General features: G+C 44.1%; 17 protein-coding genes. 5 read left to right on the top strand and 12 right to left on the bottom strand.

Annotated features, from left to right (window positions below; all coding sequences use genetic code 11):
- Window positions 1–9: 9 nt before the first annotated feature.
- Both ABS301_RS12745 and ABS301_RS12750 read right to left on the bottom strand, forming a co-directional pair.
- Window positions 10–2268, bottom strand: coding sequence for a ribonucleoside-diphosphate reductase subunit alpha (locus ABS301_RS12745; RefSeq protein ID WP_349672575.1), 2259 nt, complete (start codon window positions 2266–2268; stop codon window positions 10–12).
- Between the two features lie 138 nt (window positions 2269–2406).
- Window positions 2407–3363 carry a tRNA dihydrouridine synthase gene (locus ABS301_RS12750; protein WP_349672576.1) on the bottom strand — a complete coding sequence of 319 codons (957 nt, stop codon included), beginning with the start codon at window positions 3361–3363 and terminating at the stop codon, window positions 2407–2409.
- Window positions 3364–3498: 135 nt separating this feature from the next.
- On the opposite strand from ABS301_RS12750, the gene ABS301_RS12755 reads away from it, so the two are divergent.
- Window positions 3499–4380 (top strand): N-acetylmuramoyl-L-alanine amidase family protein, encoded by an 882-nt coding sequence (locus ABS301_RS12755; protein WP_349672577.1) that lies wholly within the window; start codon window positions 3499–3501, stop codon window positions 4378–4380.
- 73 nt (window positions 4381–4453) lie between these two features.
- Window positions 4454–6127, top strand: coding sequence for a S8 family peptidase (locus ABS301_RS12760; RefSeq protein ID WP_349672578.1), 1674 nt, complete (start codon window positions 4454–4456; stop codon window positions 6125–6127).
- A 74-nt stretch (window positions 6128–6201) separates the two neighbouring features.
- Here ABS301_RS12760 and rd read toward each other — a convergent pair whose 3' ends face one another.
- The 6 genes from rd to ABS301_RS12790 form a co-directional block, all read right to left on the bottom strand.
- The gene (gene rd / locus ABS301_RS12765) at window positions 6202–6360 is read right to left on the bottom strand and encodes a rubredoxin (protein ID WP_104435728.1); all 159 of its coding nucleotides are present in this window, start codon (window positions 6358–6360) and stop codon (window positions 6202–6204) included.
- A 67-nt stretch (window positions 6361–6427) separates the two neighbouring features.
- Complete coding sequence (locus tag ABS301_RS12770; protein WP_349672826.1) at window positions 6428–7009, bottom strand: 4Fe-4S binding protein; 582 nt, start codon at window positions 7007–7009, stop codon at window positions 6428–6430.
- A complete protein-coding gene (locus tag ABS301_RS12775; protein WP_349672579.1) occupies window positions 7002–7232 on the bottom strand; it encodes a 4Fe-4S binding protein in 231 nt (76 codons plus the stop codon). Before ABS301_RS12775 ends, ABS301_RS12770 begins: the two co-directional genes overlap by 8 nt.
- Window positions 7233–7383: 151 nt before the next feature.
- Window positions 7384–7728: a cupin domain-containing protein gene (locus ABS301_RS12780; protein WP_349666770.1), complete on the bottom strand. Its 345-nt coding sequence runs from the start codon at window positions 7726–7728 to the stop codon at window positions 7384–7386.
- Between the two features lie 92 nt (window positions 7729–7820).
- On the bottom strand, window positions 7821–8162 hold the full coding sequence (locus ABS301_RS12785) for an arsenate reductase family protein (RefSeq protein WP_349672580.1): 342 nt from the start codon (window positions 8160–8162) through the stop codon (window positions 7821–7823).
- Window positions 8163–8241: 79 nt separating this feature from the next.
- Window positions 8242–9360 (bottom strand): 5-methyltetrahydropteroyltriglutamate--homocysteine S-methyltransferase, encoded by a 1119-nt coding sequence (locus ABS301_RS12790; RefSeq protein ID WP_349672581.1) that lies wholly within the window; start codon window positions 9358–9360, stop codon window positions 8242–8244.
- A 160-nt stretch (window positions 9361–9520) separates the two neighbouring features.
- Between ABS301_RS12790 and ABS301_RS12795 the strand changes: the two genes are divergently transcribed.
- Window positions 9521–10447: a LysR family transcriptional regulator gene (locus tag ABS301_RS12795; RefSeq protein ID WP_349672582.1), complete on the top strand. Its 927-nt coding sequence runs from the start codon at window positions 9521–9523 to the stop codon at window positions 10445–10447.
- A 54-nt stretch (window positions 10448–10501) separates the two neighbouring features.
- On the opposite strand, the gene ABS301_RS12800 is transcribed toward ABS301_RS12795, so the two are convergent.
- The 4 genes from ABS301_RS12800 to ABS301_RS12815 form a co-directional block, all read right to left on the bottom strand.
- Window positions 10502–10933, bottom strand: coding sequence for a BMC domain-containing protein (locus ABS301_RS12800; protein WP_104435712.1), 432 nt, complete (start codon window positions 10931–10933; stop codon window positions 10502–10504).
- Between the two features lie 21 nt (window positions 10934–10954).
- Window positions 10955–11395, bottom strand: a complete 441-nt coding sequence (locus ABS301_RS12805; RefSeq protein ID WP_104435711.1) for a EutP/PduV family microcompartment system protein — start codon at window positions 11393–11395, stop codon at window positions 10955–10957.
- A gap of 4 nt (window positions 11396–11399) precedes the next feature.
- On the bottom strand, window positions 11400–11783 hold the full coding sequence (locus tag ABS301_RS12810; protein WP_170819954.1) for a BMC domain-containing protein: 384 nt from the start codon (window positions 11781–11783) through the stop codon (window positions 11400–11402).
- A gap of 196 nt (window positions 11784–11979) precedes the next feature.
- Entirely contained in the window at window positions 11980–12555 is a 576-nt protein-coding gene (locus ABS301_RS12815; protein WP_349672583.1) for a TetR/AcrR family transcriptional regulator, read from the bottom strand.
- Between the two features lie 176 nt (window positions 12556–12731).
- Between ABS301_RS12815 and ABS301_RS12820 the strand changes: the two genes are divergently transcribed.
- Both ABS301_RS12820 and ABS301_RS12825 read left to right on the top strand, forming a co-directional pair.
- Window positions 12732–13961 carry an MFS transporter gene (locus tag ABS301_RS12820; protein WP_349672584.1) on the top strand — a complete coding sequence of 410 codons (1230 nt, stop codon included), beginning with the start codon at window positions 12732–12734 and terminating at the stop codon, window positions 13959–13961.
- Window positions 13945–15006 (top strand): NADH:flavin oxidoreductase, encoded by a 1062-nt coding sequence (locus ABS301_RS12825; RefSeq protein WP_349672585.1) that lies wholly within the window; start codon window positions 13945–13947, stop codon window positions 15004–15006. Before ABS301_RS12820 ends, ABS301_RS12825 begins: the two co-directional genes overlap by 17 nt.
- The last annotated feature ends 16 nt before the right edge of the window (window positions 15007–15022 follow it).

Consider the following 15022-nt stretch of genomic DNA (forward strand, 5'->3'; position numbering starts at 1 on the left):
CTTAACTTCTTAGCTGGAGCATGCCTCACAGTCGTCCACTTCAAGGCTTTTGGAGCGGATGTAGTAAATGGTCTTTACTCCCGATTCCCACGCCAGAATGTACAGCCCAAGCACCTGCCTTAAGGTATAATCATTGGTGATATATAAATTCATGCTCTGGGCCTGGTCAACATGGCGCTGCCTGACCCCTGCTGCCTTTACAGACCAGGTCTGGTCAATATAATGAGCATTTTTGTATAGCCAGAATGTATCCGGAGTAAGTCCAGGCGCAACCCTTGGAACCAGTCCGTTCTTTTTCTCTTCCAGATAGTACCGGCTCATAATCGGATCAAGCCCTGCCGTTGTCCCTGCAATCATGCTTGTACTGCTGGTGGGGGCGATCGCAATCAGCCAGCCGTTTCTCATCCCCCATGCATTCACTTTCTTACCTAATTCGGTCCACTCACGGGATTCATAACCCCGTTTCTTAAAATAAGCACCCGTCTGCCAGTCGCTTCCTTCAAAGAACGAATAGCTTCCTTTTTCTCTTGCAAGATCACAGCTGGCCTCGACCGCTGCATAATTTATGGTCTCAAAAACCTGATCTGCAAAAGTCAGATGTTCCTCTGATTCCCAGGCGATTTTGTTGTTGGCAAGCATATGGTGATAGCCGCTAACTCCAAGACCGATTGGGCGGTATCGTTCATTGGTAATCTCTGCATAAGGAACCGGAAAATAGTTAAGATCAATGACATTGTCAAGCGCACGCACTGCACTGCGGACCAGCCCGGTTAGTTCTTCTTTGGAATTAACATTTATTTTTCCAAGGGATAAACTGGCCAGATTACAGACAACAAAATCCCCGGGCTTTGTCACGGTTACTACAACCGTTTCCCCGTCTACGGTCTTCATGCTCTGTTCCACCTGTTCCACTGCGCTCATATTCTGGGCAATTTCCGTACAGAGATTGCTGCAGTAGATGATTCCCTTATGGCTGTTTGGATTGGAATTATTGACTGCATCCCGGTTAAATGTGAATGGAGTTCCTGTTTCTACCGCACTCTTTAAAACAAGACGGATCATGTCCTTAATCGGGACAACTCTCTTATTAATTCTTTCGTCATTTACACACTGGAGGTAACGTTCCTCCCACAAATCTCCCCAGCAGTCTTCCAATGCCCAGCCCATTACAGTAAGTATCTCGTGGGGACACATCAGATACCAGTTACTTTCCATATCTTCCTTCGCCTGCCGCCAGAAAAAATCGGGGTAGCAGACTGCAGGGAAAACATCGTGGGCTTTCATGCGGTCATCACCGTTATTGGTCTTAAGCATTAAAAATTCCGGAAGATCTTTGTGCCATACATCTAAGTACACTGCTACCGCACCCTGGCGCATTCCCAGCTGGTCCACTGCAACAGCCGTATCATTGGCAAGCTTGATCCAACGGATCACACCTCCGGCCGCCCCTTTAAATCCCCGTATGGAACTTCCGGCTGCCCGGACTTTTCCAAAATACAGTCCCATGCCGCCGCCAAATTTACTGATCTTGGCAAAGCTGTCTATGCTTCGGTAAATTCCATCCAGACTGTCCGGTACTGTATCTATAAAGCAGGAAGAAAGCTGATGGTATGGTTTTCTCGCATTGGATAAAGTTGGGGTTGCCATGGTCACCTTTAATGTGCTGAGCATATCATAAAACTTCTTTACCCAGCCGTCCCGGTCCACCTTTTCCAGCATGGCAAGATGCATGGCAATCCCTAAAAACATCTCCTGAGGAGTTTCAAGGGGAACATTCTCCCTGCTATGAATTACGTAACGTTTTAATACCAGTTCCAGTCCTGAGTAATTAAACAGGCGGTCTCTGGTATAATCGATATAAGCTTCATACCGGTTAAGTTCGTCTTCGCTGTAATTTTCAAGAATGTAGCCTCCGTACAGATTCTCTCCCGTTAAATAAGCAACTTTATCATAGAAGTTTTTTAAGCCATGCCTGTTAAGCTCTGCTTTCAGGATTCGTCCAAATTGAACCAGATAAATTCTGGCACTTACGTATTCCCAGTCGGAGGCTTCCTGGGTCGTCAGCTCAACGGCAGCCTGAATCAGTGCAGAAAGTCTCTCTCTGATCGGCATGTCCTCCTTAAAAAATGTCATAAACTTTATATAAAGCTTGTTAAGACCGTATGACGGTGAATTCCATTCCCGTTCTATCTCATCAAGTACCGGACTTAATTCAGGTACTTCTTTAAAGTATGCCAATATCTCATTTTTACCGTATAATTCATCCATACTGATCCCTGCCATTCTATTGCATTATAATAATATCAATAACTGTTATCAAAGCTATATTCATGAATATACCACAAGATATTGTTAATTTCAACCATCCGATCACAAAATATTCGTTTTTTTATGTTTACAGAAGAATCACCGGGGGAGAAAATCCATAGCGGATTTTAACTCCAGATCCTGAAAAAGTGCATTTACAGCAGACGTGTAGTCCCACAGATTCTGGGATTTTTGAATCTTTTTCCCGTGCTTTTCGCTGTTTTCAAAAGACTGAAGCATATAAGCCCACAGTTCTTTCATTTTAAACAGCAGATTGCGGTCACCAAAAATCGTTTCCTGATATCCAGTAAGAATCTCGTCATGAAATGCCCTCAGCTGCTCTTTCTTCAGACGTCCCTGTCCTTTTATTTCTCCTGCAAGCATGGGATTGGCAATCAGTCCCCTGCCAAGCATTACCCGGTCCGCAGATGGAAATGTCTGAACCATTCGGTCATAAGCCCCGGGAGTAAATATATCTCCATTATAGCAGACGGGATTTTTACTAACGGTGACTGCCATCTGAAACATGTCCCAGTTTGGAGTATTCCTGTAAAAATCTGTTTGAATTCTGGGATGGATAATCAGTTCCTTAACAGGATACTTGTTATAGATTTCCATAAGACGGTAAAATTCCTCCGGACTGTTTTTTCCGATTCTGGTTTTGATGGAAATGTTCATATCAATCGAAAAGATCCGGTCCAGGAACTGGTCTAACTGATCAGGAACTGCAAGAAAACCAGAGCCTCTTTGCTTGGATACAACCGTTTTAGATGGACAGCCCAGATTTAGATTTACCTCATCATATCCATATTTTTTAAGTTCCAAAGCGGTCCAGACGAACCCTTCCCAATGATTGGTCATAATTTGGGGAATTGTCCTTGCGCCCTCATTATGCTCCGGAAGGATATCATTTTTTTCTCTGGAAGAAAATTCACAGTTCTGGGTCGGTACAATAAAAGGTGTAAAGTATACATCTACATCCTTGAAAAACTTACGATGCGCATTTCTGTAAATATATCCTGTAATTCCCTCCATGGGGGCAAAGTAATAGTTCATAAGCAATTCTCCTGTTCCTTTTTTACACTCCCCATTCTACCACATGAGACGAAAAATTCATAGAATACCATTTGCAGATTATGACAATTAGTGCTATAATATGGGGCAAAATGCCATTGCTCAGGAGGATATATCATGTTTCGTTTTAATCAGATTTTCAAACGTACTACCGGTGTCATAATGCTTGCAGCCCTGTTCTCATCTTCTGTTGTTTTCACAGCAAAAGCGGAAGAAGAATCCGGGCCTGCCTTTGCTCCGCCGGTAAACAATGCTGCTGCGCCTGAGATCGGTCCTGGAATGAGTTTAAAATCCAACTGTGTGGTTGTTTTAGACCCTGGACACGGAAAAACAGACGGTCACTACTCCGGCTGCCACTTCGAACACGACGGAGTTACCTATTATGAAGATATCATTACAATGAAAATAGCCAATTATACGAAAGAATATCTGGAGAAAAATTCCAATTATACCGTTTATATGACGAAAGACAGTTCCGAAGTCACCGTTCCTTTGGATCAGCGGGCTGCCTTTGCGGCTTCCGTCCGCGCAGACTTGTTTGTCAGTCTCCACGTGGATTCCATTGCAGGAAACGGCACCACAAGGAACGCTTACGGCGCCAGTTCCATGTCTCCCAGAACCGGACGTTTTAACAATGACGTCGCGACTCAGTCCCAGGACGCAGCAAATACGATTTTAAACCAGCTTACCGGCCTTGGGCTTCACAACAGAGGATTAATTCTTCAGGATTCCAAAAACGGAACCTTATATCCAGATGGAAGTATCGCTGATTACTATGCAATCCCCCGATATTCCCAGATGTACGGTCTCCGTGGCTTTATCATTGAACATGGATACATCAACTACATCAGCGACTTAACCGGATTTCTCTCCACCGACGAGCAGTTAAAGAAACTGGGAGAGGCTGACGCCAAAGGTATCATTGAATATTTAAACAAAGCTGGAAAGTCCACTTTTACAACGGACACTGCTACTGTTTCGGCACCACCTAGCAACTAAGAGCTCATAATCCCTGCCTTCCTGCATAAAATATATCATAAGTTACGGCCCAAACTGGCAGGGAGGAACAGGTTTGTCAAAAATTCTGGATAACAGTTATTATGATCTAATGATCAGCACCGCCCTGGCTCCAACCTATGATACCGGTGATAATATCACCTATTTAAACAGACAGAACTCTCTGCTTCATATCCCCGCCGGCAACGGAGATCCCTGTGACCTTGGAAAGCATTCTTATAGCAGCTTTCCTACCCTTTACACCCTTGCCTCAACCATAAGCCTGGAAAAATCGGGAGTTACTACAGTACAGACAAATCCCTTTCTGGCTTTATACGGGCAGGGGGTATTGGTAGCGGTCATTGATACTGGGATTGATTACCGTCACCCGGCATTTCTTTTTAATGACGGCACTTCCCGGATTCTTACCATGTGGGATCAGACCGATCAGTCAGGCACCATCCCCAATGAATTTACCTTTGGCACTGAATACAGCAGGGAACAGATTAATGCTGCCCTTAAGTCACCAGACCCTCTCAGTGTTGTTCCCACTACCGATGTGCTGGGACACGGAACTGCAATTGCCAGTATTCTGGCTGGCTCCCCCAATGAACAGCAGGGGTTTAGCGGAGTTGTTCCACAATCTGATCTGGTGATTGTTAAGTTAAAGGAAGCAAAGCCTGTTCTGAAAAAAGTATCCTTTGCCCCTGAAAATGCAAACTGCTATCAGGAATCCGATTTAATTCTTGGCATTCGCTATGCCGTTACAGTTGCTTCCCTCTTTAACCGTCCTGTAGTCATTTGCATTGCTCTCGCAAGCAATCAGGGTGGTCATGACGGAAGAGGTGCAACCAGCGCTTATTTAGACCATCTGGCCCTCCTTCCCGGCAATGGGATCTCCGTTGCTGCCGGCAATGAGGGAAACAGTCAGCGTCACTACTACAATTCCACTCTGGTTGCCCCTTACTACAATGACATCGAGCTGAGAGTCGGTAGCAGTGACACTTTATTTGCCATGGAAATCTGGACTTATGCACCTGCCAGACTTTCCATCGATATCTCCTCTCCCAACCGTGAATCTACCCAGCCTGTTTATCCGGGATTAAACCAATGCAGAAAATTCAGCTTTATTTTTAATAAGACCACAATCTATGTGAATAATATTATTTTTGAAGAGGAGACAGGGGAACAGGTGATTCTTCTGCGTTTTAGCAATCCGCTTCCCGGAATCTGGTATCTGCGGGCGCAGAGTCCGGAAAATGAGGCTTTTTCCTTTCATTCCTGGCTTCCCGCGGGTAGTCTTTTATCAAATGATACCTTTTTTCTGGATTCAAGTCCGGATACGACCATTACATCACCAGGGAATGCAAGACACCAATTGACTGTAGCTGCCTATAATCAGTTAAATGACAGCATTCTTCCAGAATCAGGAAGAGGCTATACAAGAACGGGTCAGGTAAAACCCGATCTTGCAGCTCCAGGCTTTGAACTCACCTGTGCAGTGCCGGGAGGCCTTTACGGAACCGCAACCGGAACGGGAGCTGCTGCTGCCCATGCAGCGGGAATCATTGCCATGGTATTTGAATGGGGAATTGTAAAGGGAAATTATCCCAGACTCACCGGCAATGACGTGAACCGTCTGATGATAAGCGGTGCTGTGAGAAATCCGGCAAACACCTATCCCAACAATATATGGGGATACGGTCAGGTTGATATAAATCGGCTGTTTGAGCGTTTCACCAGTAATTAAAAAAAGCCTTCAAGCCAGGCAATTAATTGCCTGTGGCTTGAAGGCTTGTCTGCCGTTCAAAGATGACTGCAGGTTTACTCTTCAACAAACATATCTTTACCAACTCCGCATACTGGACAAACCCAATCCTCCGGAATATCCTCAAATGCAGTGCCTGGCTCAATACCAGAATCAGGATCACCGATTTCCGGATCATATACGTATCCACATGGTTCACAAACATACTTTGCCATCCCTGTCACCTCCTTACATTTCTCTGTGCTTCTTTTATAGCATATAATATGTTTTTTATCAATAGATTTATGATGATTTGTCCTTTAACTTACAAATCTGCTGTGTCATGGTTCCCATGGGACAGTATACACACCAGGATCTTGGTTTATACAAAACCATGGTAATAATACCAAGCACTGTGGATGTGAGCATGACGCTGTAGAATCCGAAGGCAAACTGGGCAACCCAGTCCGCTGCTATGGTTCCATGATAAGCAAAATGCCAGGGAAGTTTAAAGGTCCATAAAAGCTGCACTGCCTGCTTTAAGCTTCCTGCATCTGAAAAAACCAGATAAGTGGTAAACAGCATATTTCCAAACATGATAAGAAAAAAGATGAGAAATCCATATCGGAATCCACGGCTTCTTATAAACGCAGGAATATCTTTTTTTCGCGATAATTTCAGTTTGTTTCCAAGAAGATCCAGAAGCTGGCCTCTGCCGCAGTAATGATTGCAATAGGTTTTATTTCCCTTAACTGCAGAGATTCCCAATGGAATCAGGAAACAAAGGAGTCCCAGCCAGGCAAAAAGAATATTAAAAAATCCCAGAATCAGATAGAGCAAAGATGCCAGCCAAAGATAATCATACCATTTTTTTTTCTTATTCATTCCCATCTTCTTCCCCCCTTTTTGGCATTTCAATATGAATCACTGATGCCGGACAGGCCTTTGCACACAAACCACAGCCAACACATCTTTCCGTGTCTATTTTTGCTGTGATCCCACATGGTATTGTAATGGCTCCTTTCGGACACACTTTCATACAGCTGCCGCAGGCGACACAATGGGTCTCATCTACAACTGCATACCTCTTGTTTTTTTGTAACGTCATTGCTTCCTCCATGTTTTTTTCTAAATCTTAACAGATTTTTTCCAATTTTTCCGTGACCATGTCACTTTAGACAATCCATTTTGATCCGAAAAGAGGAAAAAGATCTGTCTCTGCCATGATTCAGGCAAAATACAGATCTCTTTATAACGCTTTATGATATAAAATCTTCTCTCATTGGGGTGAAAATATCAACCAGAATTCCTTTTTCTAAGCATACACAGCCATGCATCACTCCATCCTGTTTTAATAAAGTATCTCCGGCCTTAACTGTCTTTACTTCGTCACCGATGGTAAATTCAAAGGCACCGCTGGCCACATATGTAATCTGTGTATGGGGGTGATTATGCATCTTGCCAATGGCTCCCTGTTCGAAATGATTCTCCACACACATCATGCCGTCACAGTATGCCAGAACCTTTCTGACAACACCGTCTCCTGCTTTCTCTCCTTCAATATCCTGATTGAATACCCATCTTTGATTTTTTTCCGTTTTCATGTTATGCCGCTCCTTTTTGTAGTTTTCTTAATTTTAAGTAATTTTATCCATAATGTCAAGATGATCTGGCAACCGTATTCTATCCGTCAGTTTTATTTCCAGTCTTTCCACGTATCAGGCTGATAACCGATTGTTGCCTGTTTTCCATTTCTGACAATGGGTGTTTTCAACACTTCCTGGTTTTCTAAAATCTTATCATCTTTATCCTCAGGAGCAATGTATCTGATAAGAGCCAGAATATCCTGATTCCGGCAATTCTCATCAAGCATGGCATCCGTACCGCCCACCGCCTGCCTCACACTGTTATACTCCCCTTTGCTCATCCCTTTTTCCTTCATATCAATCAACTGATACGAAATTTTACGCTCTTTAAAATAACGTTCCGCTTTTTTCGTATCAAAACATTTTTTGGTTCCGAATATCTGTACATTCATGATGTGCCCTCCTTTGCCAAACTAAAAATGGTACTGTTGTTTTTATGTCTCAAACAACAATACCATTTTAAAGTTAATTTTACCAGACCTCTTCTGAAATTTCTTTTACCAGTTTTATTTTTTCCCACTGCTCCTCTTCTGTCAGTTTATTTCCCTCTTCCGTTGATGCAAAACCACATTGGGGACTTAATGATAAGCGGTCCAGGGGGATATAGCGGGAAGCCTTGCGGATTTGCTCAATGATCCGTGACTTTTCTTCTAAATCCGGAGATTTGGTTGTAATCAGTCCAAGGACTACCTGCTTATCCCCATCCACATAATGAAGGGGTTCGAAATCTCCCGAACGTTCGTCATCAAATTCCAGGTAGTAAGCTGAGACATTTTCTTTTCCAAATAAATGGGGGGCAATGGGGGCATATCCGCCGGAGGAAGCCCAGGTGGAATGATAATTGCCTCTGCATACGTGGGTATTGATTACCAGATCTTCCGGCAGATTTTCCATCGCCAGATTGTTCAGTCTCACATACTTTTCTGCCTCGGAAGTCACAGATTTTGATCCCTTCTGTCTGGCTTTCCAATACTTTGTGTCACAGAACATTCCCCAGGTACAGTCGTCAAACTGGACATTTCTGCATCCTGCTTCATACAGATCAATGAGTACGGTGTGATAAGCAGATGCAATATCCCGGATCAGTTCTTCTTCGTCCGAATAGTAAGACTTTGTCTGTTCCAGATTATCTCCACGCTCCAGTTCAGCCAGAAACTGGGCTGGTGCCGGTATGGTCTGTCTTGCAGTAACTAAATCATCCTCAAACAGCTTCACAAATTTAAAATGCTCTACAAAGGGGTGATTTTCCCCAGAGATTTTCCCGCTCAGACCGGCGGATTCTCCTCTGGTAACTTCGTCATGAAACGCATAGCCACGTTCTACTTCCAGTTTTTTAACACCCTGAAGCCCCCACATGAAATCCAGATGCCACCAGCTTCTGCGAAACTCTCCATCTGTTATGACGGGAAGTCCTGCCTCTTTTTGCTTTTCGATCAGCTCTGTAATGGCTCTGTCCTCAGTCTTTCTTAATTCTTCCTCTGTGACGGTTCCATTTTTCCAGCCCTCTCTTGCCTCTTTTAAATAATCGGGACGCAAAAAACTTCCTACTATATCAAATTTAAATGGTGCTCTTTTTTTCAACTGTGTCATACTATTACTCTCCTCTCTTTTTACCTGCCTTGTTTTTCTTTATTTTAACGGATAAAGGGGGAGGTGTAAAATTCTATATTTTTATGACCTGATATAGTTTTAAACTATATCACTTTGTGTTAGAATAAAAACAGAACGAAAAAGAAAGGAATCTGTTGCAATGACGCTTCAGCAGCTTCGCTATATCATCACCATCGTAAACTGCGGCTCTATTTCAGAGGCTGCAAAACAGCTTTTCATCACCCAGCCTAGCCTTTCCAATGCAGTGAAAGAACTGGAACAGGAATACGGCATCACCATATTTAACAGAAATCCAAAGGGGATCTCTCTTTCCTCAGACGGAAGTGAATTTCTTTCCTATGCAAGGCAGGTTCTGGAACAGGCTGATTTACTGGAACAGCATTATTTGAAAAAAACTCCGGCAAAACGGATCTGCTCCATATCCACCCAGCATTACGCTTTTGCTGTGAATGCTTTTGTCAATCTGGTGGAAAGGCAGGATAATGACGAATATGAATTCACTTTACGGGAAACAAGAACGTTTGAGATCATTGAAGATGTAAAAAATTTCAGAAGTGAGCTTGGTATTGTTTATTTAAATGATTTCAATGAGAAGGTACTTGAAAAACTTTTTAAAGACAGCGGACTGATCTTTCATCCATTGTTTGAAGCTTCTCCCCATGTATTTATCAGTTCATCCCATCCTCTCTCCAGTCGCTTATCTGTTACAATGGAGGATTTAATGCCCTATCCGTTTCTGGCTTTTGAACAGGGGGAAAATAACTCCTTTTATTTTTCCGAGGAGATATTAAGTACTGTTCCAAGAAAGAAAATCATCTACGTCAGTGACCGGGCTACGTTATTTAATTTACTAATTGGCCTGAATGGCTATACCATCTGCAGTGGAATCTTAAACAGCAACTTAAATGGAGATAATATCATTGCCGTTCCTCTTATTACCTCGGAATGTATGAGAATCGGCTGGATTGAAAATCCAAAGATACACTTAAGTATATTTGCCCGAAATTATCTGGAAGAGTTAAAGGATTTAATCCGGGCGGATGGGCTGGCGGTTTTTGTGGAGTGATTTTAACAGAAAAAGCGGCCCTGCATCCTTACTCCCTGCAGAACCGCTTTTATACTATCTTACTGTAACAGGACAGGCCTTATACTGTAACTCTTCACGAAAATATTTCATAATCTCAAACACAGCAGTTTTCACTTCCTCCAAAGGACCAGTCAAAATCAGGGTACCGCTGAACCGGTCCAGGAATCCCAGTTCCACGTACCCGGCTTTTACTGCAATATCTGCTGCAATAACTGTGGATTCCGGAGGGGACATATGAATGGTGCCGATTGACATTCCCTTAAAGTCCTCTCCTGCATGGGTTCCTATGTCCAGGCCCAGATTCTTATATACAGAAGGTTCGGAAACTCCGATGACATGGGCCATTGATATTTCTTTCCCGGAAACGGAGACTTTCACCACACGCATCTGCTCATTTCCCCCGTGTCTGTGTGTTTTTCCTAAAATCTGCTGCAATGCTTCCTGATCAGGCCGCTTTTCTGTCATTTAAACACACCCTTTCTGGGTTTATCCTTTTTTCTCTTCCCCTAAATATTCCTTTAGTAAGGCAATACCTTCCCCGGTGATACTGCTGACTGGAAAAATCCGTTCGCATCCGGCTTCCTCCAGCCACTGCCGCACCATGGCAACCTTCGCCCCGGGAGCATCTATTTTGGTTATGATACCAATCATAGGCCGGTTGCAGGCATTGATAATCCCCGGCGGAAAGAGATTAAAGGGCTCATCTGCCCCGCACAGCAGGCCAATGACATCTGACTCATAAGAAAAACAGCAGAGAGCCTGCATGGATATATTCTTATTTTCCACGTATTCTCCCGGTGTATCAATGGTAACATCCCAGTGATTGACATACTGAGTCTTATGATAAACCACCGGTTCTCCCTTTAATGCCTGGGTCAGAGAAGTCTTGCCTGCTTCGCTTCTTCCGCATAAAAACAATTTTTTCATCTTATCACCGCTTTGTAATCTGACAGGTCACATACCCAAGTTCATCATGAAAATACTGTACGATCTCCGTAATCGCAGCCTGAACCTCAGCGATTTCACCGGTTATAATCAGTGTGCCGCTGAACCGGTCAGCAAATCCCAGATCAATATTTCCGCTCTTTACCGCAATATCGGATGCAATGACTGCCGACTCCGGAGGAGTCATATTCATAATTCCGATAGCAGAGGAACGGTAATCAATTTCCGGATTTAAACCCAGCTTACGATATACCACTGGCAGCGGTCCTCCGATAATATGAGCCAGAGTAATTTCTCTTCCGGCCACTGTTTCCTGAACGATACGGATCTGCTCTCCCTGTTCTGGTGAAGCTCCATATTCATTTCCCATTTAATACCACCTCGATCCATGCAAATATAAACTTTACCAGTTAATTATAAGCGTTTCCCTCTAGGGCAATGTCAATGCTTTATTATCCGGGGAACCACATGTCCATATTTTCTGCATTTTAATCGTTCCGTCTCTCCAGTCATACATTTCCCAGGCAAAAACCTTTCCCAGTAGGGTAATGTTACCATCAAAGAGTTCAAAGCGCCCCAAGCCCTTTCAGTACACAGGAAACCACACTTCCCAAAAATTCTTCATCAATCCCCTCCCCGGTAATTAAAAGCCGGTAAAACAATGGGGCATAAATCATTTCCACACAAAATTCCAGATTCAGTCCGTTCTTCATCTCCCCCCGTTCAACTCCACGCTCCAGAATCGTTCTGGAAACTTCTCTGCGAGGTGAAAAGTATCTGGACTGGTAAGCCTCTGCTACATCAGAGTCAGACTGGCCTTCTGCAATCAATTCCCTTATAATCCGTCCTTCATCCGATGCCAGGAACGAAGAAAGATTGCTGATCTGGATTACCAGATCTTCTATTACCGAACCGGTATCCGGCACAGGATACTGCTCCTTTAGAGTTGTGAAAAAGCTGTCTGCCACTACAGCTGCCTTATTAGGCCACCATTTATAAATCGTTGCTTTGCTCACACCTGCATGCTTGGCAATCCCTTCTATTGTAACAGCCTGAAATCCATGGTCTGTCACCAGCGTGTGGGCGGAATTAAGGATTGCTTTCTCTGTTGATTCACTGCGCGGTCTTCCTTTGCCTGCCATATTGCGTTATTGTCCTTTCTATTAGCGATTTTATATAATGAACGTTTCGTTTATTATATATCTTTCGTTTATTTTTTTCAAGGAAAATCCATTGACATTTATAAAAAATAGGATTAAGATTTAATTACTAAACGATACGTACAGTTTATATAATTCGAGAGAAATGAGGTCTCTTTATGAAAGAAAGTAAAACGAACAAAAATCAATCTCCTCTGTGGCTGGTATTCCTGCTGGCTGCATCCTGCGGTTTGATTGCCGCAAATTTATATTACGCACAGCCTCTTGCTGGATTGATCGGCAATTCCCTCTCCATGCCCAGATCAATGACAGGGCTTATTGTCACCATGACTCAGCTGGGATACGTAATTGGACTTCTTTTTATCGTACCTTTCAGCGATATGGCTGAAAATCGGCTTTTAACCAGCTTAGGCCTGATGACGGCTGCCTGCGGACTGCTCATTAGTGCTCTCACTCATCATGCCGGCCTGTTTCTTTTTGCAGCCTGCCTGACCGGTTTTGGTTCTGTATCCGCGCAGGTATTAGTTCCCTACTCAGCCTCGCTGGTTCCGGCAAAGGAGCAGGGACGTATGGTGGGCAATGTCATGAGCGGACTTTTGCTTGGTATTATGGCAGCACGCCCGCTTTCCAGCCTGCTTGCCCAATTTACCGGCTGGCGGAGCGTATTTCTTTTATCTGCCGGTATTATGGCAGTCATTGCAGTTTTACTGGTGTATCTGCTTCCTTCCCGCAGTCCCCGGAAGAATCAGTCATACCGCAGTCTGATCGCCTCCTTGTTACCGCTATTAATTCACACACCTGTACTAAAGCGCAGGGCGGTGTATCAGGCCTGTCTCTTTTGCTCTTTCAGTCTTTTCTGGACTGTGGCTCCCATGTGGCTGGAAGAACATTATCATCTGACCCAGACCGGGATTGCATTATTTTCTCTGGCTGGTGTGGGGGGAGCGGCGGTATCCCCTGTTGCCGGAAAGCTGGCTGACAAAGGGTTCACAAAACCACTTACCCTCCTGGCCTTCCTCACTGCATCGGCGGCCTTCCTGCTCACCCACGGGATCTTAACTCCCACCAGAATCTCCCTTATGGTCTTTCTGGCAGCTGCACTTCTTCTTGATATGGCTGTTTCGGGAAACCTGGTACTGAGCCAAAAGGCAATTTACGAACTGGGTGATCAGACCCGGGGAAGAATGAATGGCATATTTATGGCAGTTTTCTTCACCGGAGGAGCGCTTGGCTCTTTTCTGGGCGGCTGGGCTTATGCACATGCAAGCTGGTTTGGTGCTTCTCTCATAGGGATGGCCATGCCGCTCATCGCCCTTCTTTACTTTCTGACTGACAATGGATATAATCATAATTATAAAAAGGAGATCATCAATGAACAAATTATTTAATCCTATGAAGATTCGAAATCTGGAGGTAAAAAACAGAATCGCCATACCTCCCATGGTAATCTACAACCGTACCGATGACACAAGCTATGTAACTGATATTCAGGTAGAGCATTACCGCAAATTCGCCCAGGGCGGACCGGGACTCATCATTCAGGAGGCTACCTGTGTGGAAAAGGACGGAAGACTCTGTGATTCACAGATTGGAATCTGGGAAGACGGACAGATCGAAGGACTGAAAAGAATCACAAATGCGGTTCATGAAACAGGGACACCGATCTTTGTACAGATTCATCACGGCGGCGTCTTCGGCTTTATGGAAGAAACCGTCTGCCCCAGTGATATCCAGTGTATGGTGAAGGGAACCATGAAAAAATCCAGAGCACTCACACATTTGGAATTGCACCGGATTCAGAACTCTTTTGCAGATGCTGCAGTACGGGCATATCAGGCAGGTTATGATGGTGTGGAGCTTCACGGATGCCACAACTATTTAATCAGTCAGTTCTTAAACAGCCGGGTGAACGTGCGAAATGATGAATATGGGAATAATCCGGCGCTGTTTGCTCTGGAGATAATCAGAGAGATCCGGAAACGGACACCTGATTCTTTTATCGTGGGAATGCGGCTGGGTGCATTCGAGCCCACACTGGCCGATGGGATTGATCATGCCCTGATTTTTCAGGAAGCCGGGATTGATTTTCTCAACATTTCTTTTGGATTTATGCAGCTCTCAGACCCATTTAAGCCGGATAACTACCCGTTTACGGACTTAATTTACGCAGCCCAGGAAATCAGGAAACAGGTCTCTATTCCGGTTTTCACCGTGGGAGAAATCATTTCCCCAGAGCAGGCCGATAAAATATTAACTGCAACCGGTATCGATATGGTTAATATCGGACGGGGAACTTTGGTTAATCCCAACTGGGCAAATGATGCCAGGAATGGGAAAGACACAGGGGCCTGCCTTCATTGCAAAATCTGTATGTGGCGGATTAGTCCTGAAAAGTGTCCTGGCAGAATCAGATACGAAAGAAATAATAAATGACAAAAAGAAGCGCAGC

The organism is Lacrimispora sp., from assembly GCF_031982545.1.
Classification (GTDB): Bacteria; Bacillota; Clostridia; order Lachnospirales; family Lachnospiraceae; genus Lacrimispora.